This window comes from Thiothrix fructosivorans (assembly GCF_017349355.1).
GTDB lineage: Bacteria > Pseudomonadota > Gammaproteobacteria > Thiotrichales > Thiotrichaceae > Thiothrix > Thiothrix fructosivorans.
On record NZ_JAFMPM010000006.1, the window covers coordinates 269,032 to 290,814 of the forward strand.

At 51.4% G+C, this 21,783-nt stretch carries 21 protein-coding genes; 10 read left to right on the top strand and 11 right to left on the bottom strand.

What is annotated here, in order from left to right:
- The first annotated feature begins 72 nt into the window (after positions 1 to 72).
- Positions 73 to 1,302, top strand: coding sequence for an OpgC domain-containing protein (gene opgC / locus J1836_RS04465; RefSeq protein ID WP_207249882.1), 1,230 nt, complete (start codon positions 73 to 75; stop codon positions 1,300 to 1,302).
- A 10-nt stretch (positions 1,303 to 1,312) separates the two neighbouring features.
- Here opgC and J1836_RS04470 read toward each other — a convergent pair whose 3' ends face one another.
- The 5 genes from J1836_RS04470 to J1836_RS04490 all read right to left on the bottom strand — a co-directional run bounded on the left by J1836_RS04470 (position 1,313) and on the right by J1836_RS04490 (position 6,186).
- Positions 1,313 to 1,999, bottom strand: coding sequence for a response regulator (locus tag J1836_RS04470; protein WP_207251474.1), 687 nt, complete (start codon positions 1,997 to 1,999; stop codon positions 1,313 to 1,315).
- A gap of 89 nt (positions 2,000 to 2,088) precedes the next feature.
- Entirely contained in the window at positions 2,089 to 4,119 is a 2,031-nt protein-coding gene (locus tag J1836_RS04475) for a sodium/solute symporter (RefSeq protein ID WP_207249883.1), read from the bottom strand.
- Between the two features lie 11 nt (positions 4,120 to 4,130).
- Positions 4,131 to 4,445 carry a DUF485 domain-containing protein gene (locus J1836_RS04480; RefSeq protein ID WP_207249884.1) on the bottom strand — a complete coding sequence of 105 codons (315 nt, stop codon included), beginning with the start codon at positions 4,443 to 4,445 and terminating at the stop codon, positions 4,131 to 4,133.
- Between the two features lie 282 nt (positions 4,446 to 4,727).
- Positions 4,728 to 5,642 (bottom strand): EF-hand domain-containing protein, encoded by a 915-nt coding sequence (locus J1836_RS04485; protein WP_207249885.1) that lies wholly within the window; start codon positions 5,640 to 5,642, stop codon positions 4,728 to 4,730.
- A complete protein-coding gene (locus J1836_RS04490) occupies positions 5,611 to 6,186 on the bottom strand; it encodes a LemA family protein (protein ID WP_207249886.1) in 576 nt (191 codons plus the stop codon). Before J1836_RS04490 ends, J1836_RS04485 begins: the two co-directional genes overlap by 32 nt.
- A gap of 118 nt (positions 6,187 to 6,304) precedes the next feature.
- On the opposite strand from J1836_RS04490, the gene J1836_RS04495 reads away from it, so the two are divergent.
- Positions 6,305 to 6,847 (top strand): chalcone isomerase family protein, encoded by a 543-nt coding sequence (locus J1836_RS04495; RefSeq protein ID WP_207249887.1) that lies wholly within the window; start codon positions 6,305 to 6,307, stop codon positions 6,845 to 6,847.
- A gap of 4 nt (positions 6,848 to 6,851) precedes the next feature.
- On the opposite strand, the gene J1836_RS04500 is transcribed toward J1836_RS04495, so the two are convergent.
- Together J1836_RS04500 and J1836_RS04505 are read right to left on the bottom strand one after the other, a co-directional pair.
- A complete protein-coding gene (locus J1836_RS04500; protein WP_207249888.1) occupies positions 6,852 to 9,008 on the bottom strand; it encodes a RelA/SpoT family protein in 2,157 nt (718 codons plus the stop codon).
- Between the two features lie 35 nt (positions 9,009 to 9,043).
- Positions 9,044 to 9,730, bottom strand: coding sequence for an HAD family hydrolase (locus tag J1836_RS04505; RefSeq protein WP_207249889.1), 687 nt, complete (start codon positions 9,728 to 9,730; stop codon positions 9,044 to 9,046).
- A 75-nt stretch (positions 9,731 to 9,805) separates the two neighbouring features.
- Here J1836_RS04505 and J1836_RS04510 point away from each other — a divergent pair, with 75 nt between their 5' ends.
- The 4 genes from J1836_RS04510 (at position 9,806) to J1836_RS04525 (ending at position 16,782) form a co-directional block, all read left to right on the top strand.
- A complete protein-coding gene (locus J1836_RS04510) occupies positions 9,806 to 10,621 on the top strand; it encodes an esterase/lipase family protein (RefSeq protein ID WP_207249890.1) in 816 nt (271 codons plus the stop codon).
- A 101-nt stretch (positions 10,622 to 10,722) separates the two neighbouring features.
- Positions 10,723 to 11,841, top strand: coding sequence for a glycosyltransferase family 4 protein (locus tag J1836_RS04515; RefSeq protein ID WP_207249891.1), 1,119 nt, complete (start codon positions 10,723 to 10,725; stop codon positions 11,839 to 11,841).
- Entirely contained in the window at positions 11,828 to 13,330 is a 1,503-nt protein-coding gene (locus J1836_RS04520) for a lipopolysaccharide biosynthesis protein (protein WP_207249892.1), read from the top strand. The genes J1836_RS04515 and J1836_RS04520 overlap by 14 nt, the downstream gene beginning before the upstream one ends.
- 50 nt (positions 13,331 to 13,380) lie before the next feature.
- Entirely contained in the window at positions 13,381 to 16,782 is a 3,402-nt protein-coding gene (locus J1836_RS04525; protein ID WP_207249893.1) for a polysaccharide biosynthesis tyrosine autokinase, read from the top strand.
- 2 nt (positions 16,783 to 16,784) lie between these two features.
- Here the strand turns inward: J1836_RS04525 and J1836_RS04530 are convergent, their stop codons facing one another.
- A complete protein-coding gene (locus J1836_RS04530) occupies positions 16,785 to 16,976 on the bottom strand; it encodes a hypothetical protein (RefSeq protein ID WP_207249894.1) in 192 nt (63 codons plus the stop codon).
- Between J1836_RS04530 and J1836_RS22055 the strand changes: the two genes are divergently transcribed.
- The 4 genes from J1836_RS22055 to hemF all read left to right on the top strand — a co-directional run bounded on the left by J1836_RS22055 (position 16,885) and on the right by hemF (position 19,484).
- Positions 16,885 to 17,136: a hypothetical protein gene (locus J1836_RS22055; RefSeq protein ID WP_443735677.1), complete on the top strand. Its 252-nt coding sequence runs from the start codon at positions 16,885 to 16,887 to the stop codon at positions 17,134 to 17,136. The two genes, J1836_RS04530 and J1836_RS22055, sit on opposite strands and share 92 nt — an antisense overlap.
- Positions 17,022 to 17,651 (top strand): MBL fold metallo-hydrolase, encoded by a 630-nt coding sequence (locus tag J1836_RS04535; RefSeq protein ID WP_207249895.1) that lies wholly within the window; start codon positions 17,022 to 17,024, stop codon positions 17,649 to 17,651. Before J1836_RS22055 ends, J1836_RS04535 begins: the two co-directional genes overlap by 115 nt.
- A 15-nt stretch (positions 17,652 to 17,666) precedes the next feature.
- Positions 17,667 to 18,275, top strand: coding sequence for a CAP domain-containing protein (locus J1836_RS04540; RefSeq protein WP_242632729.1), 609 nt, complete (start codon positions 17,667 to 17,669; stop codon positions 18,273 to 18,275).
- Positions 18,276 to 18,566: 291 nt separating this feature from the next.
- Entirely contained in the window at positions 18,567 to 19,484 is a 918-nt protein-coding gene (gene hemF / locus J1836_RS04545) for an oxygen-dependent coproporphyrinogen oxidase (protein ID WP_207249896.1), read from the top strand.
- A 28-nt stretch (positions 19,485 to 19,512) separates the two neighbouring features.
- Here hemF and J1836_RS04550 read toward each other — a convergent pair whose 3' ends face one another.
- From J1836_RS04550 to J1836_RS04560, 3 genes are all read right to left on the bottom strand, one after another.
- Positions 19,513 to 19,656, bottom strand: coding sequence for a hypothetical protein (locus J1836_RS04550; RefSeq protein WP_207249897.1), 144 nt, complete (start codon positions 19,654 to 19,656; stop codon positions 19,513 to 19,515).
- Positions 19,657 to 19,789: 133 nt separating this feature from the next.
- Positions 19,790 to 21,019, bottom strand: coding sequence for a S8 family serine peptidase (locus tag J1836_RS04555; RefSeq protein WP_207249898.1), 1,230 nt, complete (start codon positions 21,017 to 21,019; stop codon positions 19,790 to 19,792).
- 7 nt (positions 21,020 to 21,026) lie between these two features.
- Entirely contained in the window at positions 21,027 to 21,770 is a 744-nt protein-coding gene (locus tag J1836_RS04560) for a hypothetical protein (protein ID WP_207249899.1), read from the bottom strand.
- Positions 21,771 to 21,783: the final 13 nt, after the last annotated feature.

Consider the following 21,783-nt stretch of genomic DNA (forward strand, 5'->3'; position numbering starts at 1 on the left):
CGCTTGCTTACGATCATCCTAATCAATAATATGGATTAACGCGATATAAAAACTGATAAATGGCGGTATACCATGACCACAGCAACCCTACGAGTCTCACGCGCTTTCACCGACCTCATTCCCACACGTTGGGCATACCCTGACACGGGTGCTACCCGCGACTTACGCCTCGACTTCATGCGCGGCTTTGTTATTCCCCTACTATTTGCTAGCCACTTTGATTACTTTTCGCTGCTGATGTTTATCGGTTGGGAACGTCTCGGTGTGGTTTCCACAGCGGAGATTTTCGTTATCCTCTCTGGCATCGTAGTGGGCATGGTCTACGGCAAAAAAGTGAAACGTGACGGGTTGTCGGCGGTGATGCCGGGGCTAATCCAGCGCTCGGTGGATTTGTACCGTATTAGCGTGGTCATGATTTTGCTGGTTGCCGCCATCCGCTTTATTCCGTGGATTGACAGCAGCATTATTACCACGTTTTACGACGCGCCCCTCAATCTGACTTACCAACTGTATCCCGCGCGGGATGCAAACATTTCCGAAGTCATCAGCAAAGCCTTGCTACTGCAAATTGGCCCGCACCAGTTTCAGATCATTGGCATGTACGTGGTCATGTTCATCCTCTTCACCCCCGTGGTGTTTTTCATGCTTGCTAAACAGAAAGTGGGCTTGCTGCTGGGATTAAGCTGGGTCATCTACGCGATTCATTACGGTGCACCGTTCCAATCGTTACGCCCAACCGGAGCGCAGTTTGAATACGCTTTCCCCATCATGGCCTGGCAATTGATTTATGTGCATGGCGTGGTGGCGGGGTATTACAAGCAAGAATTGTTGGCGTTTTTCAGTACTGAATGGGGTAAACGCTTGATTTACGTGTGCATAGTGTTGTCGCTGGGCTTTCTGGTGTTTACGTGGCATCACGCCCTGCCACACATTCCGCAGTGGATTTCACTGCACCTAATCTCAGCGGAAACGTTCAACTATTGGAACGATAACTACTTTCTCAAAAGCAAAATTGGCATCGGGCGGCTGCTCAACACGGTGGTGCTGTTCGTGGCGATGTACGCACTAATGACACGTTGCTGGCAACCGCTGAATCGAGCATTGGGGTGGTTTTTCATTCCACTAGGGCAAGCATCGCTGTATGTTTTTTTCATCCACATCTTCCTGTTGCTGGCAGTGGCAAATACACCGTTACCCGGTTACAACGATTTCTGGATCAATACCGCGCTTCATGCCGGATTATTAGCACTGGTATGGGTCATGGTGAAAAAAGAATTCTTGTTTAAATGGATTCCGCATTGAGCGGGCGAGCTTAGGCACAGAAACGATAACCTACGCCGGTTTCTGTCAACAAATGCAGGGGAATGGTTGGATCGGTTTCCAGCTTTTGGCGTAATCGACCAATGTAAATGCGCACATAATGCCCGTCTTCGGAATGCCCCGCGCCCCAGACTTCGCGCAATAATTGCCGTTGGGTTAAGACTTTGCCGGGTTGTGCCATGAGGACAGTCAATAAATGGTATTCGCGGGGCGTGAGATGAATGGTTTTGCCCTCGCGTGACACACAGCGTTTAGCGCGATCAACAATCACCTGACTGAATTGAATAATAGCAAAACCATCTTCTGGACGTTTATCGCGCCTGCGTTTCAGCGCCCTTAAACGCGCTAGCAACTCAGCAACCCCAAAGGGCTTAATGACGTAATCATCCGCACCGGCATCCAGTGTGGCTACTTTTTCAGCCTCTTGAGTGCGGGCAGATAACACTAAAACGGGAACATCCGACCAATCACGTAAGGTGTGAATAAAACTAAGCCCATCAGCATCGGGCAGACCCAAATCGAGAATAACCAGCCCCGGGCGGTATTCACCCGCTAAAGCTAAGCCACTCGCAACGGTCGACGCTTCCAATGTCTTGTAGCCTTCGGCTTCTAGCATGATCCGTAACACTTGGCGAATACGGGTATCATCCTCAACGATCAGAATGGCATTATTGTTCATCTGGCTCACTATCACCCCTTATGACGACGCTTACAAGAAAAACCCCCGTACAAGACGGGGGTTTTTTCTAGCTAAGGCAATGGGAAGCCTTAATGGGCTTGCGCCCCTTCTGCATTGATACCGGTGTTCTGACGAACATACAGCTCATCCCACATCTCATCTGAGCGGCGGTCACGCGTGAACAGTGACAACAGAATCGTCACTAAGAAGCCGATTGGAATGGAAAGCAAACCTGGGTTTTTCAACATAAACCACGGTTTTTCCAAGCCCATCATGCTGGTAGTTTGACCTTCAAATTTCTTCAAGTCGCCTTCTGCAGCGGTGATGGATTTTTCCAGACCCGCAATTTCCTTGGTTTTCGCGGCTTTCGCTGCGTCATCCGTCAGCGTTGCCAGATCCGCTTGCGCTTTCGCCAGCTTCTCTTTAGCGCCTGGAACGGCTGGCTTTTCAGGAGCAGCTTTCACTTCTTTCTTACAAGCAGCATCAGCAAACAACTCGCAAGAGAAGCCCCATTGTGCCGGTGCTGCTTCTTTCGCTACGACTAATGGCGTACCTTCCAGCACTTTCTTCGCATCCGCGAGTTTCGCCAATGGGTAAGTCATGTTCGGAGACAGCATTACCAACAGAATCGCAGAACCCGCACCCGCTAACATACCCCCAACGATACCGTAGGTATTCGCCTTCTTCCAATACAGCGTCAGGAAGACCGCTGGCAAGTTAGAAGATGCCGCCACCGCAAACGCCAGTGCCACCAAGTGAGCAACGTTTTGACCTTTCGCCGCGATACCAACGTAGATAGCTAATGCACCCACGATAACCGTCGCAACACGCGCTGCGGTGATTTGCTCTTTCGCTGTGGCATGTTCGCCACGGATAACGCCAACGTACAAGTCATGTGACATTGCAGAAGCAGAAGCCAATACCAGACCCGCTACTACCGCAACGATGGTAGCAAAAGCAACCGCTGAGACGAATGCTAGGAACAAGTTACCCAAGTAAGAATCAGCACCACCACCAACGAACTGTGCCAGCAAAGGTGCAGCCATGTTGCCGCCTTTATCCAAAGCCATGATAGCATTAGGCGTTACGTTCATCGCCGCGCCTAGACCCAAGAACAGGGTCAGAACGTAGAAGCCACCGATGATCGCCATCGCCCAGATAACAGATGTCCGTGCATCTTGTGCTGTCGGTACAGTGAAGAAGCGCATCAGGATGTGTGGCATACCCGCCGTACCCAGAACCAACGCCATCCCTAAGGAGATTTGGTCGATAGGGCTTTTCAGGTACAAACCCGGTTCTAAGAAGCGTTGACCCAGTTCAGCCGGTGTCATGTTAGTAGCAGCATCACCAATCAATTTAGCGACTTGCTTTTGAATGTCAGGATTGTCAACGGCTGCTTGCAAGAAGCCGGGGAAGGAGAAGCCGTATTGACCCCAAGTGAACACTACCAGCAGGATAGACGCTGTTACCAGCAGAATAGCCTTAATAATTTGTACCCAAGTAGTGGCTTTCATGCCGCCGAATACCACATAAGTCAGCATCAAGATGCCTACTGCGATAACGGACACTTCATAGTCGATACCGATCAGGGTTTTAACCAGAACGCCGCCGCCTACCATTTGAGCCGTCAGGTAGAAGGTGGAAACCGTTACGGTAGAAATCGCTGCAACCACTTTTGAGGCTTTCGGGTTGTTACGGAAGGCAAGGATGTCGCCCAACGTGTACTTCCCGATATTCCGGCAGGGTTCTGCAATCACCAACAATACGGTGATGTACGCGACCAACCAGCCTACGGAGTACATGAAACCATCATAACCATACAGGGAGATCAGACCCGCGATACCCAAGAAGGAAGCGGCTGACAGGTAGTCACCTGCAATAGCCCAACCATTTTGGATACCGGTAACGGAACGACCCGCTGCGTAGAAGTCAGCCGCAGAGGATGTCTGCTTGGCAGCGCGGTATGTCACATACATGGTCATACCGATGATCAGACCAAACACCAAGAAGGTCAGCCATTTGAATTTATCGGCAACAGCACCACCTTCAGCAAAGGCGGTTTGGCTTGCTAACAAGCCTAGCAATAGGGCGATTGAGCCTGCCCAAAACGTTTTCTTCATATGTGTCTCCCTTACTTGATCAGGCTAGAATCGCGGACAATTTCCGCAGCCATTGCATCGAAATCGCGGTTAGCACGACGCGCATAAATAGCCGCAATTGTCCACGCGACAATGAACTCGGATAACGCAAACAAGATGCCCACGTTCATTGGTCCCCAAACCTTAATTTTAAACAGCTCAGGATAGTAAGCCGCCCCAATCGGTAGTAGGAAGTAATAGATGGTTGAAATAGCCATCAGACTCCACAAGAATGTTGTCTTTCTCTTGTGTAATGCCTGAAAGCGGGGATCACGATCAATCGCGGCCCAGTTAATGTTTGATGACATAATTATGAGACTCCTCCATTTGCAAAAAACGCTGCGAAACTAATGCTAGCTACGACACAAATATGTATGAAAAATAAGCTGTAAACCAAAACCATTTCTCATATTGTCGACAATTTATTATCAGATGAACCAACAATGCGCGTTTACACCGCAGATTTATCCCTTCGCAAGGTAAATTTGTCGATCATGTCAATAATGTCATCTGATCTGTAAAAAAGGTGTAAACAAGCCAAGAGGATCAGTGCAAAAGTTGCGGGAAGAAAACAGGTGAGAATGAGCCTATCAACCCAACGACATTAGCCAGAGTAGCCCTAGCCAAACCGTCAAATGCAGCCATGCTGCCCAACGATACCGAGCAGCAAGGGTAGCAGGAAGAATATTCGTAATCAGAAACAACTGCCCAGTACGTGCGCCATCCATCAGATGCGTACCCGGTGCACGTTGTTGTTCGCGGATGTCATCATTAACCCACTGTTCAGCAGCCTGACGTACCGTCTGCCACTCCTCAGCGTCAATTTGACCATTGCCATCGGCATCAAAATTGTGCAGCAATTGATGGCGGTCGCGTTTCCACTCAGCCAGCACTGCCGCTACGCGCTCGCGCCGTTCCAGCGGCAGATTATCACCCCGTTGGGTATACAACTCACCCAACACATACAACGTCTGACCGGGGTAAATGGCTTTCAGCCAAGAAAAATGCGTATCAGCGGGGCGCGTCACGATTTCAGCGTGAGCAGGATACAGCAAACACTGTCCTTTGCCGTCATCCAACACAAACGGTGCAGCGTCGATATAACCCGGCAACCACACCGTCACGGGTAAATGCGGTAAGCCACGGCAACTTTCGCCATCCGGCAATGCCGCTTTGCCCTGCAATTCCACATAACCTTGCGCACCACTGCTCAGACGCGAGGTTGGCGTATCCACAATCAAGCGGTAACGGCGAAACAGCCCTAGTGCAAACCACAGGCTAAGCGTGGCAGGCAGCAACAACCAGTGCAGCTCTGCATAACGTTGCACCCCGAAACAAACACCCATCCAGACAATCGCAAAACGGGGCGCAGCCGTCAGATTCATCAAACCACCACGCCGCAACACCGCTAACCGCTGGTTTTCAATTACCTGATACGCGTTCAAACCACCCGCATCACTGCTTAGCGCTAACTCAGGAAGTAAAGTGTGCAGCCACGTCCACATCGCTGGTTTCCTCGGCAGTAAAACTCATCAGACGAAACCGCTTAAAGCTGAACGCTTTAGCAAGAATCACGTCAGGAAACTGTGCAATACGCGTGTTATTGATCGCTGCCGAATCGTTGTAGAACTCCCGCCGATCCGCAAGGCTGTCTTCTAACCCCGTAATGCGTTCGCGCAAATGCTGAAACGAATCACTGGCTTTCAGTTCAGGGTAGGCTTCCGCCACTGCAAACAAGTTACCCAAACCGACCCGCAAGGCGTTTTCCGCCGCACCCAATGCGCCCATATTGCCGGACTGCATCGCACTGGCAACGCGATTACGTGCCTCCATGACTTTTTGCAGTGTTTCCTGCTCGTACTGCATGTGTTGCTTGCATACAGCAACTAATTTAGGCAATTCGGCATTGCGCTGCTTGAGCAAGACATCGGTATTGCTCCACGCCTTTTCGGTATTGTTTTTGAGCACGACCAGTTGGTTGTAGAGCAAGATACCCCACAGCACACCACCACCTAACAGGGAAACAAAAATGAGGAGTCCAGTATTCATGGCATTATTTTTATCAATGGTTTATCGAGGTAATCCCAGTCTAGCAGCTAGCCCTACCCCAACCAACGTGGTATAGATAAGTGGTTATCATCTGAGCAAAAATTAGGAGAAGGTGTGTATGCGTACTGTCTTGAAATATGGGTTGGCTTTGCTGTGTTTACTACCGATACTCGGCTATGCTGCCGATCAATTTCCCGCCCAACAAAGTTTCGCAGGACAAGCATTAAATTTGAATGGCAAAGGCATCCGTTCCAAAGCTTTTTTTAACCTTTACAACGCTGGTTTGTATTTGCAAGCAAGCAATAGTGATGCCGCCGCCATTCTCACTTCTGATCAACCCAGTGCAGTACGGCTCGAAATCACCTCATCCATGATCACTAGCCGGGTGCTAGAAGACGCGGTGCGGGAAGGTTTCAAATATTCTAATCCTGACCCCGCCCTGCAACCCCGTATTGAAAAACTCATCAGTGTGTTTAAAGAAGAAATCAAAGAAGGCGATATCTACGATTTCGTCTACAAACCGACCAATATGAGCATTATCAAGAACGGCAAAGCCGCCGCCACGATTGCCGGACACGACTTCAAGCAAGCCCTGTACGGCATCTGGATCGGCAACAAGCCCGTGCAAGCGAGCTTGAAAAAAGCCTTACTGGGGCAATAAGCACTCAGCCTTTACGCTGGGCATCAATCACCGATGACAATTGCAGCAGCTTTTCAAGCACATCACCGAGCTGCTGCACATCACGGATTTCCAGCGTAAAGTCCATCACCGTTAAACACGGGTCGTTAGTCGCACGGATATTCAGGCTATGAATATTAACCTTTTCCTTGGCAAGTAAACTCGCCACATCCCCCAAAACGCCTAACTTATTGTAACTTAACACGGTAATATCCACCGCATACGCAGCGGCGGCATGTGTCCCCCAATCAACTTCGATCATGCGCTCTTCGCGTTCCTTGCGCAGATTAGCAAGGTCGGGGCAATCTGCCCGATGCACAATGACCCCACGCCCTTGCGACAAATACCCCACAATCGCATCACCATTCACCGGATGGCAACACGTCGCCATACGGCTGTAGATTTTGCTGACACCGCGCACCGCCACGTCACTGGTCAGCGCATCAGGGCTACCTGTTTTACGCAGCTTGAATTCCGACTCGTGCGCACTTAACAGGAAGTTGCGTATTTGTGCCGCCGAAATTTCCCCACGCCCCACCGCAATCAACAACTCGCGCTCATTGCTACGGTTAAACTGCTGGAGCAATTCCGCGTAATCCAGTTTAGGGAGATTCAGCAAATGGCGTTCTTTTTCGAGGATGCGTTCGCCATCCTTGAGGTTACGCTCATGATTTTGCTGGCTAAACCACGAACGGACTTTTTGGCGCGTGCTGACCGAACGCACGAAACCCAATTCCGGCTTCATCCAATCCTGACGCGGCTGTTCATTGCGGCTGGTGATAATGTCCACCTGTTCGCCGTTTTTCAGCACGTAATTGAGCGGCACAATGCTGCCGTTCACCTTAGCACCACGGCAACGATGCCCGACGCTGGTATGCACATGGTAAGCAAAGTCGATCGGAGTTGAGCCTTTCGGCATATCAATGATTCTGCCCTTGGGCGTGATCACGAAAACCCGATCGGTAAACACTTCCGTGCGGAAATCTTCCAGCAAATCACTATCGCTGTCGTTCGCATCCAGCAAGCGGCGCATCGAATTGATCGCCTCGCTCATCGCTTTGTCTTGCTTGCCGCCTTCCTTGTAATGCCAGTGCGCCGCAACGCCTAACTCCGCAAAGCGGTGCATCTCGCGGGTACGGATTTGCACTTCGACGTACTTGCCTTCAGGGCCCAGCACCACGGTGTGGATGGATTGGTAGCCGTTGGGTTTTTTATTGGCAATGTAATCGTCGTATTCTTCGGGGATATGCCGCCATTCATCATGCACCACATCCAGCGTTTGGTAGCAAATGCTGGAATTTTCCACAATCACCCGTACTGCTCGCAGGTCGTACAGCTCATCAATCGGAATGTTTTTGCGACTGAGCTTTTTCCAAATGCTATACAAATGCTTGGGGCGACCGAATACCTCGCCTTTGATACCTTGCTTTGCCAATAACTCTTTGAGAATGTGGATGAAATCGGCAATGTATTGCTCACGCTCAATACGCTTGCCTGCCAAGGATTTGGCGACTTCTTTATATGTCGTGGGATGCAGGAAGCGGAACGACAAGTCTTCCAATTCCCATTTGACTTGGCTAATGCCTAAACGACTGGCAAGCGGCGCATACAAATCCATACTCTGGCGTGCCACGCAACGGTGCAAATCGGTTAGCTCTTCACGCGCCAATAAGCGTAAATATTGCAGATTCCACGCCAGCTTGATCAAAACAGCACGAATGTCTTTGACCATCGCCATCAACATACGCCACAATTGTTCGCCTTGCTCTTGGCGCGAACTGCGCGGGTCAGTGTTTTCCACGCAATCGCGGAAACCTTGTAGGTTGCGAATGTCTTCGCACAGCCGCCGCGTGGCTTGCCCGTAGCGTTGTTCCACATCATCCAACGTCAGAATGGGCTGGAAACGGTTATCACACAGCAAGGCTGCCATTAGGGTGGTTTGATCGACATCCAGATGCCGCAGAATTTCGGCAACCTCTAAGCTGGACGGTTGTAAGCTGTCGGTAGAGGGTGGGAATTGCAATAGGTCGTCAATGATTTGACCTAACTGGTAGAAATCGTGGTCGTTATCGGATACCCAAAAACGTTCAATCCACGCCTGCCGAGTCCGAGACTCGGTATCACTGGTTCGGCTATGTCGCATCTTAACGATGCCTCCTTTTTGCCAAATAGTTATCGTTATAGTCGTGCCACCACCGCCTCCAATTGCGCAAGATTGTCGATGATGGCATCCGGTTTTTGCCCACCTACCCATGCTTGGTGGTCAGGGTTAAACCAAACGGTGCGCCAACCTGCTCCGGCTGCCCCCTGAATATCCCGCAATGGATCATCACCGACATAAACCGCCTGATGCGGCAGAATGTCTACTTGCGCCAAGGCTTGCTGAAAAATCGCCGGATGCGGTTTGGCGACACCGGCTTGCGCCGCGCTGTGTACGAATTGGAACAAATGCCCCACGCCGATGTGGTGGACACTGGCGTTACCATTGCTGATCACACCGAGCAAAAAGCGAGCTGACAATGCCTCCAACACCGTCAACGCCCCTTCAAAGAAGGTCACTTCATTCCGCGCCAACCAAAACACCTCAAAGCCTTGCTCAACTAAGTGTTCTGCTGGGTAAGCGTGTTCTATCGCCAGCGTTGCCAACCAATCTTTACGTAAACGGGTCAGATTATAGTGCAATTCAGGGTATTGCTGCATGTAGTTCATGCGCTTTTTCACGAGTTCTTCAGGGGTATAAGCGGTGGTAATGCGTGGGTAGTGCGTTTGCAGCCACGTATAAAAACGCTGCTCGGCGTGAACAATCACGGGCTTACATGCCCACAACGTGTCGTCAAGGTCAAAAGCAATACAACGGATAGTCATGATGAAACTCAATGCTTGCAGTAGAATACAGGGCTAATATTAGCACTAGCTAACAAACAAGAATGAGAGGGTTACATGAAAAACCGTGATTGGATAATACTGGCTATCAGCCTGCTGTTATTCCCAACAACGTTATGGGCGCAAACCGTGGTATTGGTGCACGGTTTCCAAGGCAATGGCATGGATTGGCGCGAGGATGGCATCACGCAAACCTTGCAACAGCAGGGCTTTGTGGATGGCGGCGACCTTATCTTCACGCCACGCGGCATCTACAATCCGCTGCCGACAGCCGTTTTTCCCACCAAACCCGCACGCATGGTTTACACGCTGGAATTGCCGCCGCGTGCGCCTATCTTGCAACAAGCGCAATGGCTGAACCTGTATTTGCAGCAGATTTACGCACAACGCCAAGAACCACTCACGCTGGTCGGGCATTCGGCAGGCGGGTTGGTGGCACGGAGCTGGTTGGTGCAATATGCCAGTGTGCCCGTGGATACGCTGATTACGATTGCCACGCCACATCTGGGTACACCTCGCGCCAATATGGCTAGCGCTGCAACCAACACGCCGATGACGCTGCTTGCCGAGGCAATGGGCTTCAACGAGTGGACGGAAGAAGCGCAAGATTTATACCGCGACATGCGCACCGAAGAACCGGGGCGTTTCTTGTATTGGTTAAATCACCAACCGCACCCAGCGATTCGCTACGTAGCCGTTGCTCGTGACGACAAACCGCGCCCTGACCAATTTGATTTTGTGGTGCCGACGTACAGCCAGAATATGAATAACGTGTTTGCGCTGGCGGGTAAAGCGGAATATTGGGTGAGTGGCGATGGGCATTCGCTGGATAGTGAAGATGGTTTGCTGCTGGCACGGCTATTGTCACGCTAAAAACCAGTCTTCCCGCGTCTACTACCACTGTTCGCACTGGCTATTAGCAAGACGCACCACAGGTGATAGCGTGCACTTATGTTAAACCTTGAGTTTTTTGCATGAGCGCCACCACTATCCTGTCTGCGTATTACCGGCACAAACACGGCGGCTTTACCACCCGCCTGTACGGTGCCTACCGCGCCTTGGATGCAGCAGGTTATCAAGTCATTTACGTTGCCACCGAAAAATTGCCGGTCGAGGGTGAAAACATCCACCCCGTGATTTTACCGATGCGCTCCCGCCCCAACTCACTGTGGTATTGGCCGGAATTTTACCTTCGTGCCGCCCGTGAATTACGCCGCCTCACCCGCGAACATCGCGTCAAACAACACCTCATGTTTTCTTTTTTCTACGCCAGCCTGTCGATTCTCGCGGGTCGGGGTTTAGGGGTAAAAACACTCACGTTTGTGCGCGGCGATGACGTATTCGATGCTGCCAAAAAACGCTTTGCTCGCCCACGCATCTGGGTGCACAGCCTGTTGGAAAAGCTCGGAATGCGCTATTCGTATCAGGTGATTACCACCAACGCCAGCATGAAAGCCAGCATCAATGCCCGTTCCGGCGGGGAACACAAAACCACCAGTTTACCCAATCACATTACCACGCAAGCCCTCGCCATCCCTCGCCCCAATATCCGCACCGACACCATTCGGATTGCCACTGTCTCGGTCTTGAATCCGCGCAAAAATTTGCTGCTAGTCTTACAAGCCCTGCGTCACCTGCCCACCACGCAACGCTGGGAATATGTACTGATCGGCAGCGACAATAGCGGCAAAGATTATCTCGGCGAATTGCAAGCCTTCACCGCGCAAGCAGGCTTAACCGACCGCGTGCAATTCCTCGGCTGGCGTGATGATGTCCCCAATATCCTGCAAACCTGCCATCTGTTGCTCTTGCCTACGCTGCACGAAGGTTCACCCAACGCGCTGCTCGAAGCAATGGGTTACGGTCTACCCTGCCTTGCCAGCCGCATTCCCGAAATTCACGAAGTCTTGCCCGATGACGAATTGTTGTTTGACCCGCACGACCCCGCCGAATTAGCCCGCAAATTACAACGCTTTCTACAACTCCCCGGTTATGCGGGCGTGCTGCAAGCCAAAACCGCGCAATGCACGGCGCGTTACCGTTTCGATTGGGATCAGCGTCTCGTCGCTATCGTTGACGATGCCAATGGCTAAAAGCTACGCCAGCGCCACCCTCATTCGCTTGCTGGCGATTGCACTCAACGCGGTTGGTGCATTGCTATTACTGCCGTTTGTGCTCAACGCCTTGGGTGCAAATGACTTCGGTATCTGGGCAATGGCGACCTCCATTACCGGCTATTTGCTGCTATTGGATTTTGGGATTGCGTTGGCGTGTACGCGTTATTTGTCTATCCATGCGGCTGATCAAGCAGGTTGGCGGCGCACTTTCAGCAGTTCCCTATTACTATCGCTCGGTTTAACCGCCGTCTTAGGTGTCGCGGCACTCGCCGTGCAAGGCTTAGTGTACAGCGGCATTTTGCCCAACACTGCCCAACCTGTTCCCGATGTCATCACGCTATTGCTGGTCGAAGTCGCGTTGTCGATTCCCTTACGCTTATACCAAAGCATCTTACGGGCGGAAGTACGCTACACCGAGATTGGCTGGTTTGAAATCATCCGCATTGTGCTGCGCTTGCTGGGCATCCCTGTGCTGCTGTGGTTGGGTGGCGGTTTAATCACGATTTTGGTGTACGCCTCGTGCATCAATATACTGTTTTTTGCGCTGATGATGCTCAGCGTGTACCGCCGTGATCGCACATTTTACATCGACTGGCAAGCGCTCGATTGGCTACACCTGCGCGAACTACTCAGCTTCAGCCGCTATGCCGCCATGACCCAAGTTGCCGAATTCTTCAAATACCGCACGGATAATGTGTTGGTCGGGCTATTGCTGAGCGTAGGCGCAGTCGCACCGTATGCCATTATGGTCGTGGTGATTGATATGCTTACCCAAATTTTGATGCGCTTTCAAAGCTATTGGGACACCATCATTATGCGCCATGCCGGTGAGCAACGCCTCGCCAGTGCATTGGATACCACTCTAAAATCCCTGCAAATTGGCGTAGCACTCGCTTTACTCGCCACCTTCAATACGGGGTTCATTGGCAAACATTTTTTACGCCTCTGGGTCGGAGAAGCATATACCGATCTTGCTGTACCGCTAACCCTGTTTACCCTGATCTTATTAGGGCTTGCGGTGCAACTCGCCACGTCACCGTATTTCAATGCACTGGGCAAACAACGCCTCAATGCAGGCTTGGCTTTAGCGGAAATTCTGCTCAAGCTGGCATTGCTACTCCCGCTGGTGCATCTGTGGTCAGCGCAAGGCGTGATCGGGGCAAGCGTGCTCGCAGCCAGCGCCGTCGCACTTATGCGCCTCCACGTTCTGGCTGGCATGGTGCAATGCTCACTGACCCATCTGGCGGGCATAATTCTCTGCCGCTTATCGCCCGTTTTACTGCTTTTAAGTGTGTTATTGAGTGTAACAGGCGTATTACACATCTGCGACACCAGCGCCTTCCTGCAAATGGCGGTGATTTTCATGCTACAAGGCAGTGCCCTGCTATTTTTCGTCAAAAAACCACTTTATACGCGTCATCCCGTGCTTAACGCCATTTGTCCACGCTCCCATAGCGGCGACTGAACACATCCCCTATTGTCAAACTTAACGAAATCATTATTAACGGGCATACCTTGAAAATCGCATACATCGCAATCAAAGGCATCGACCGGATTGGCGGGGTTGAAACCTATACAGTGGAACTCGGTAGAAGGTTGGTGGATGCTGGACATCAGGTGATTGTGTATACCGCCAAAACACCTGAACATCCCACACCCTTCTATTATCAAGGGATGCGAATAATCCCACTGCGTACTTTGCCGCATAAATACTTTGAAAAAATGCTGCTAGTCATCCACGCCAGCTTGCACCAATTTTCGATCAATGGCATTGATGTCGTGCACTACCACGCCGTGGGTCCCAGCCTATTTTCATTTCTGCCACGCTTAGGCGGACGTTACACCGTGTTCCAAAGCCACGGACACGAATGGGAACGCAGTTCGTGGAATGGTTTGGCACGGCTGTTTTTCCACATTTCCGAAAAATTAACGTTTTGGTTTGCGAATGATGCCACCGCCGTTTCGCGTACTCTGCGTGAATATTACGGGAAAAAGTATCACAAGGATGTGACCTACATTCCCACTGGCATTACCCCGCGCTTGCATCCCGCCAAACTCGACAAAATTGCGCGTTATGGCGTGACCACGGGCAGTTACATCCTGTATGTCGGGCGCTTGTCGCTGGAAAAACGCGTGCATGACCTGATTCAAGCCTACCAGCAATTGGAGCAACCCCGTGTCAAGCTGGTGATCGTCGGCAGCGCTCGCGACCAAGACCCCTATGGGACTGAATTAAAAACGCTAGCAGACACAAATCCCAATATCATTTTTACCGGCGCAGTTTATGGCGAAGCATTGGCGGAATGGTACAACCACGCTTACGTATATGTACTGCCTTCACAAATGGAAGGCTTGCCGATTACGCTATTGGAAGCGATGAGTCTTGGCTGCTGCTGCATTGCCAGCGACATTGATGCCAATACCGAAGCATTGGATGGCAAAGGCATCTTATTCCCCACTGGCAATAGCGCCGCCTTGCGGGAACGCTTGCAAGCCGCGCTCGACGACCCTGCACACGTCGCCGCAATTGGTACGACGCTGCACCAGCATGTCCTCAACCATTACACCTGGACACAGGTGACGCAACAATTCATTCAATTTTACCAAAAAGCATTACCTGCTACGGTTCACAAAGGCACTGTTACCATGATGAAAGGCAACGACACCTCACCCAATGCTTACGCCACGAATAGCGTGCCTGTCGTGCATAATGCCCCGCATATCGTGCTTGCCGACCCACCGCCGGGGCGTGATTACAGTACGTATGCCACCGCCCCCAACATTCCCCTCTCACATTATTGGAGCACTTTGCGCCAACATGCGGGAGCAATCTTGCTGTCAACTGCTGCCATTACCGCGCTGATGTTGGCACTGGCAGCGTTAACCAATCCCACGTATACCGCCAAAAGCAGCGTTAAAATTGAAACGACTGCGCCCAAGTTGTTGGAATACGATGTCGATACCGCTCGCCCGCCGTCTTACATTGATGAAACGGTGTTCTACAATACCCAGTACAAAATGCTGCGTAGCCGCGATTTAGCCACGGAAGTCATCGACACACTCGGTATCCGCGACACCTTGCTGCAAGAACGCGCCTTTAAAGAACCCGCGTATTGGTTAATCGACCCGCTGAAATCACTGGTCGGCGACGTGCGCCATTTGTTTTCCGGCGACACAGAAGCCGTCTGGGATACCCCACAAGTCAGCGCCGAAGAGATTTTTCTGGAACACCTGACCATTAACCCCGTCAGAAATTCGCGCATTATCGACATCCATTACACTGCCACCGACCCCGCGATGGCGCGTGATGTGGTGAAAAGCATGACCGATGTTTTCGTGCAATTGCAACAACGCGGTAAGCAACAATCCGCCGAACAAGCCAAGCACTTCCTCGACAAACAGATTGACGCAGCGCGTGACAAACTGCAAAGCAGCGAAGCCGCGATGATCCGTTATGCGCGTGCCAAAAACATCGTGGATACCAATTCGGATGAATCGATTATTGCCAAAAATTTAGCCGACATGAGCAAAGCGCACATGGCTGCCAAAGAAAAACGCATCCAAACCCAAAGCTTGTACAACAGCAAAGGCAAGCTCTCCGGCTCATTAAACGTGGATGAAAACCCGCTGATTCAAGAACACAAAAAGGAATTGGGTAAACTGGAAAGTACGTATCTCGCCAACTTAGAGCTATTCAAACCCGACTACCCTTCCATGCTCTCGCTGCAAGAACAAATCAACAGCCGTAAGGCACTAATTGCGAAAGAAAGTGACCACATTAGCGCCAGTACTACCAACAATATGAAAGCCTCGTATGAAGCGGCGATGGCGGAAGAAAGCAAGCTGGAAAATGAAATCAAGCTGCTGGAAAAAGAGCTGCTGCAATTCCGTGACGACAGCATTGGCTACGCCAACCTCAAACGCGATGTGGACACCTCGCGCAGCCTGTACGACGGCTTATTGCAACGCCTCAAAGAAATCAGCGTGGTGGAAACGGCACAAACCGGCAGCGTTTCTGTGGTGGATAAAGCCATTTTGCCCTCCCGCAAAGATGGCCCCAGCTACCCTAAATACGCCTTACTCGGCTTGCTCTCTGGTTTATTCCTGAGCGCGTTGGCGGTGATGATGCGTGAAACCGTGCAACCAAAAATTCGCCTCACCGCCGATTTACAAGACATTGGCGGCAAATACCAAGTGCTGCATTCCTTACCCTTCAGCAAACACTTGCGCGGCAGCACCGCCGAATTGCTGCGTAAAAACCCGAATCCAACGTGGTTGGATGCGCTGCGTTACCTGAAAACCTCATTGGTATTGGCGAACAACGGGCGTTTTCCGCAAATTTTGCATCTGACCAGCGCGTTACCCGGTGAAGGCAAAAGCACCACGGCAGTCAACCTCGCGCTGATGCTCGCCAACACGGGCAATAAAGTGCTGCTGATTGATGCGGATTTGCGCAAACCCACGGTTCACAAGCATCTGGAACTCGACAATAGCTACGGCTTAACCCATTACTTAACGGGAACGGCGAGCGAAAGCCCGCTGACCCGGGTAAAAGGTTTGCGCCTGTTGTTTGTAATTTGTGCGGGTCCTGCTGTACCTGATCCGGTGGAAGCACTTTCCGGCACTCACATGCAAACCTTGCTGAATAAATCCCGCGAAGTGTTTGATTACGTGATTATTGATGCACCACCCGTGTTGGGCATGGCGGACTCGTTGCTGCTGGCAAACCGCGCCGACGGCACATTACTGATTGCCGCCAACAACCGTTCCAGCAAGCAAGACGTGCGTACCGCTATCGACTGTCTGGAAAAAAGCCACGGCAAGATCTTGGGGCTGGTACAAAACATGGTGCCTAACAAAACCAGTAACACTACTAGCTATTACACGGATGGACGCAGCATGATTGCTCATGCCTGAGGCTATACCAAACGTGACTGTACATCACTTAACCCTGCATCAGCAGAGGCGTTACCCATTGCACTATCCGCAAAGGCAAGAATGCGGGGTGCGGTGATCGTGGTGGCTAATCGATTTTTTGCCTCCAGCAAGACCTGTTCTGCCCCCGATTGTGGGCATAATGCTAGAATTGAAACCAATAATTGCCATTCCAAGGTACAATCCCCTGTTTTGCAAACCTTTAGACTCAGGGCAATCTTATGCAATACCTCACTATCCCTGTCACGGCTTTTCAACAGAATTGCAGCCTTATCTGGTGTGCAACCACGCGGGAATGTGCGTTTGTTGACCCCGGTGGCGATACCGATAAATTGATCGCTGCCGTTAACAAACACGGCTTGAAACCCATCGGTGTGTTCCTAACCCACGCGCATCTGGATCACGTTGGCGGCACGTTAGCATTAGCCCAGCATTACCACATTCCGATCTCAGGGCCACACGAAGCCGATAAATATTGGCTGGATGCGCTGCCGATGCAGGCGAAGCAGTTTGGCTTGCCGCATTGCGACGCGTTCGTGCCGGATACGTGGTTGCGCGAGGGCGATACCTTAATGGTTGGGCAGCAAACATTGGATGTGCTGCATACGCCCGGACACACGCCCGGTCACGTTGTATTGTTCCAGCGGAGCAGCGGCGTGGTGTTTGTCGGTGACGTATTGTTTAACGGTTCAATCGGGCGTAGCGATTTTCCGGGCGGGAACCATCGGCAGCTTATCGAGTCTATAAAGGTTAAGTTGTGGTCACTGGGTGATGATGTTATCGTCATTCCGGGTCACGGACCGAACACAACCATTGGCGAGGAACGCGCCCACAACCCCTTTATCCCGTAATGCGAGGACGATAAAGTGCGTCAAGTTGTTATGATTAGCCTCACGCTATTGCTGACTGCGTGCGGCGGTTCTTCTGATTCCTCCAGCAATCCACCAGTAACGACGGCGAATACCGCGCCTACCACCACCGTGCCACTCACACCCGCTGCCGAACCCGCCGCCATGACGGGTATGTTAGAGGCACATAATCAAACCCGTGCCACCGTTGCCGTTATGCCGTTAACGTGGTCAAGCCAAATGAGCAGTTACGCGCAGGAATGGGCAACCCATCTGGCAACGAACAACGCTTGCACCATGCAGCATCGTGCCGCCGTTGGTATGAATACCTTGGGTGTTGGAGAAAACTTGTATCGGGCAAGCCCTACAATGTGGAGTGATGGGCGCACGGAAATACAAGCCATCACGCCCGCCCAAGTAGCCAACAAGTGGGCTAGCGAAGCATCTGCCTATGATTACGCCAGCAATACGTGTGCGTCCGGTGAAATGTGTGGGCATTACACCCAGATGGTCTGGAAAACCACCATCGAAGTGGGTTGCGGCATGGCGATTTGCCCCGATAAAGGTCAGATTTGGGTATGCAATTACAACCCGCCCGGCAACTATATCGGTATGAAACCGTATTAGTGCCACGAGCAATTAGCCTTATTTTTGTTGCATATTGTGACAATTTATTAACGGTTTTGATTATAATGTCTTTTCCACTCAAGAAATCTATTCCTTATGGCAAAACCGAATGTTTGCACTTGCTCCCATTGCCTGACATCTGCACGGATTATCCGTACTCCTTGGTGGAAACGCCTCTTTTCCGGCGGAAAAGCCTATTACCATTGCCGCGCTTGTGGGAATCGTTTCTGGAGTGCTGGGTAGCTTTCCCGCTACAATCGACGTTTTTCTAGCATCAAGGAATGGAACACCATGTCGCAAGTGGATATTGCTGCCGTCAAAGCCTACCTATTGGCTTTGCAGGATGATATTTGCAGCCAATTAGCCGCCGAAGATGGCGGGGCAACCTTCATGGAAGATGCGTGGGATCGTGTCGGTGGCGGCGGTGGGCGTACTCGCGTGATCAGCAATGGCGCGGTCTTCGAGCAAGGCGGAGTTAATTTTTCACACGTTTTCGGCGACAAATTGCCGCCTTCTGCCACGGCGCAACGCCCAGAATTAGCGGGGCGTAGTTTTCAAGCAATGGGCGTGTCCTTGGTGATTCACCCGCATAACCCACTCGTTCCCACTTCACACGCTAATGTGCGCTTTTTCATTGCTGAAAAAGAGGGTGAAGCACCAGTATGGTGGTTTGGCGGTGGGTTTGATTTGACCCCGTATTACGGGTTTGAAGACGATTGCATCAACTGGCATTCTACCGCCAAAGCCGCCTGCGACCCGTTTGGTGCGGATGTGTATGCACGTTATAAACAGTGGTGTGACGAATACTTTTTCCTAAAACACCGCAATGAGCCACGCGGTATCGGCGGCTTATTCTTCGACGATCTGAATGAATGGGGTTTCGAGAAAACCTTTGCGTTCATGCGCAGCGTCGGCGATGCCTACATTAACGCTTACCGCCCGATTGTCAGCAAGCGCAAAGCCTTGCCTTTCACCGAACCACAGCGAGACTTCCAGCTCTATCGGCGCGGACGCTACGTGGAATTCAATCTAGTGTACGACCGAGGCACATTGTTTGGCTTGCAATCCGGTGGGCGCACTGAATCCATCCTCATGTCACTGCCGCCCTTGGTGAAGTGGCGTTACGCGTGGCAACCGGAAGCAGGCAGTGAGGAAGCACGGCTTTACACCGATTTCCTACGCCACCGTGATTGGTTAGCACTCACCTGAAACCTGTTTCAACCCCTAAGCGCCACACTTACCAGCTTTTTTCACCGGGAGTTGGTTTGTGACCTGAGAGTTTGTAGAACTTCCACGCCAGATAGCCCAAAAAGCCTAAAATGAACACGATGGTAAATACCGACATAAACAGAATGCCTTGGGTGCTGTCAAAAAATTGCATGACTTTGCTCCTTGCTATGAAATAGGAGCTTCATCGTAAGGTGCGAGTGCGGTGGTTGCTTTGCGCGAAATCAAACTGAAATACAGTGACATAATGCTTTCTTGCTACAGGTCAAGTTTTGCAGCGTTTTGCGTTAACGTGCGCCTAAAGCACTCATGGTATTGATTAAACCATAGCCGTAATCTCGGTCACGCCCCGGATTGCCCAAGTCGGTTGCCGTGGCATTTAACGCTTCAGGGTTGAAGTTTGGATTCAGGGATTTCAATAAGGCGATTACACCCGTGACGTGGGCAGTGGCTAAGGATGTGCCGCTGGAAATTTGAAACGTGCCACGCGGTGCAGTGGTTAAGACGCTGACACCGGGGGCTGCCAAGTCAATGTAATCGCCCCGATTGGCACGGCTAAAGATGCTTTCACCCTTGTCCACCGCCGTTACCGCAATCACGCCGGGGAGCGCAGCGGGGTACGCTGGGGCAGCGCCAGGCCCCCCGTTTCCGGCGGAGGCGACCACGATAATGCCTTTCTTAAGCGCGGCTGCGACCAACTTATCCACCACCGGGTCAGAGCCACCCGCAAAACTCAAGTTGAGAATATGCACGCCCCGATCTATCGCGTGCTGTAAGGCGCGTGCGACCAAACCGGAATTGCTGCGGCGTTCATCAGGATTGACAGGATTGGTGCTGAAGGCACTGATAGCGATCAATTGCGCATCGGGTGCAATGCCAATTCGCGGGTGTTTGCTGGCAATAATGCCCGCGACTTCTGTGCCGTGCAGGCGGTTGCTTTCGTCACCCGCAGGAATCAGTTCCACGCGTTGCACGTTCGTGCCAAAGGCGGTGTTGGCGATGTCGATGGGGGTGTCGATCATGCCAATAATCACGCCATCGCCGCTGGTACGTTGCCGTGCGGTTTCTGCGCCCGTCAAACCAAGGGGGTAAGTGCTAGCATCGCTACGGTTTAGGGCGGCGGTAGTGTAGAAGTTGTTGGTGCTAGCATCCACATCTTTTTCATTGGTTTTGATGGACTTCACCAGATCATAGGGGTCTTGACCATTGGTGGCAGCGGTAATCATAGTGGTATTGATCGCACCTAAGGTATCGCTGCGTTTGGCACGTAATTTGTATTTTTTCAGTACTGCATCGGTATTTTCAGCCGGTTGCTGGCTATCGTAAGTGATGAGCATTTCATCTTTGGCGTAATCGACGCGGCGGAATACGGGCGTTTCCACACAAATGCTGTGACTGAGATGGCAAGCAGGTGAATCGCTGGTTTTACCAATGACTTTGTATTCGGCGGAGCTACAAGCTGTCAGGGCGAGTGTGGCGGCGATTAAGAGGGACAGAGAAATAGCGTGGGATGACATAAAGTTTTCAATATTGGGATTCTTGACCGATAAAGGCAATCACAGTTTGATCCTGCTGCATTTGTTGCAGAATTGAGCTGGATTGTTGTTGATCAGAGGGTTGAACGCCTTTGACTTCAATTTTGAAAAAATTGCCATCATCCGGGCCATCCACAATACGCGCATTCCACTGGTGTAAGAAATCCCGTACCTGATGCACTTGCGCTTCCGCATGGAAGTCAACTAATAATACCAGTCCCTTAGTGACGGAGATAGCATTTTGGTCTTTGGCAACAGCGGCAGTCGTGTAAAGACTACCGACTGCTGACTGATTTGATTGGATAAACCAGCTCATAAAACCCGCTTGCACCAGTAATAACAGCGCGAACACGGCATTGGCTGGTGTGAGCCATTCAAATTTGGGTAGCAAACGGTGCAAGGATGCGGCTATGCCCTCTAACCAAACGGAGGGACGTGTGAGGGGAGGTGCGGTATGGGTGATTTTTGCACTCTCTTCTTGCCCAATGCGTTTCATCAACTTGTCCAGACGGTGGTGCGTGGTATCCATAGCGGATAGTTGCAACAAACCGGTGTTGGCGCGAATCATGCCAACTATTTTGAGTTCACGCTGATATTCGTCTTGCAACGTGGGGTGCTTGGCTAGCATCTGTTCTACTAGCTTACGTTCCGGCTCGCTTAATTTTCCAGTGATATACCAAGGCAGCAGCAAACGCGCTTCTTCAACTGGATCACCGTGTGGGTATTGGCTCATACAACAATATTCT

Bases quoted from the DNA above. Each gene is read 5' to 3' on its own strand.
- opgC (WP_207249882.1), top strand. From the start codon at position 73: ATGACCACAGCAACCCTACGAGTCTCACGCGCTTTCACCGACCTCATT.
- J1836_RS04470 (WP_207251474.1), bottom strand. From the start codon at position 1,999: ATGAACAATAATGCCATTCTGATCGTTGAGGATGATACCCGTATTCGC.
- J1836_RS04475 (WP_207249883.1), bottom strand. From the start codon at position 4,119: ATGAAGAAAACGTTTTGGGCAGGCTCAATCGCCCTATTGCTAGGCTTG.
- J1836_RS04480 (WP_207249884.1), bottom strand. From the start codon at position 4,445: ATGTCATCAAACATTAACTGGGCCGCGATTGATCGTGATCCCCGCTTT.
- J1836_RS04485 (WP_207249885.1), bottom strand. From the start codon at position 5,642: ATGTGGACGTGGCTGCACACTTTACTTCCTGAGTTAGCGCTAAGCAGT.
- J1836_RS04490 (WP_207249886.1), bottom strand. From the start codon at position 6,186: ATGAATACTGGACTCCTCATTTTTGTTTCCCTGTTAGGTGGTGGTGTG.
- J1836_RS04495 (WP_207249887.1), top strand. From the start codon at position 6,305: ATGCGTACTGTCTTGAAATATGGGTTGGCTTTGCTGTGTTTACTACCG.
- J1836_RS04500 (WP_207249888.1), bottom strand. From the start codon at position 9,008: ATGCGACATAGCCGAACCAGTGATACCGAGTCTCGGACTCGGCAGGCG.
- J1836_RS04505 (WP_207249889.1), bottom strand. From the start codon at position 9,730: ATGACTATCCGTTGTATTGCTTTTGACCTTGACGACACGTTGTGGGCA.
- J1836_RS04510 (WP_207249890.1), top strand. From the start codon at position 9,806: ATGAAAAACCGTGATTGGATAATACTGGCTATCAGCCTGCTGTTATTC.
- J1836_RS04515 (WP_207249891.1), top strand. From the start codon at position 10,723: ATGAGCGCCACCACTATCCTGTCTGCGTATTACCGGCACAAACACGGC.
- J1836_RS04520 (WP_207249892.1), top strand. From the start codon at position 11,828: ATGCCAATGGCTAAAAGCTACGCCAGCGCCACCCTCATTCGCTTGCTG.
- J1836_RS04535 (WP_207249895.1), top strand. From the start codon at position 17,022: ATGCAATACCTCACTATCCCTGTCACGGCTTTTCAACAGAATTGCAGC.
- hemF (WP_207249896.1), top strand. From the start codon at position 18,567: ATGTCGCAAGTGGATATTGCTGCCGTCAAAGCCTACCTATTGGCTTTG.
- J1836_RS04550 (WP_207249897.1), bottom strand. From the start codon at position 19,656: ATGCAATTTTTTGACAGCACCCAAGGCATTCTGTTTATGTCGGTATTT.
- J1836_RS04555 (WP_207249898.1), bottom strand. From the start codon at position 21,019: ATGTCATCCCACGCTATTTCTCTGTCCCTCTTAATCGCCGCCACACTC.
- J1836_RS04560 (WP_207249899.1), bottom strand. From the start codon at position 21,770: ATGAGCCAATACCCACACGGTGATCCAGTTGAAGAAGCGCGTTTGCTG.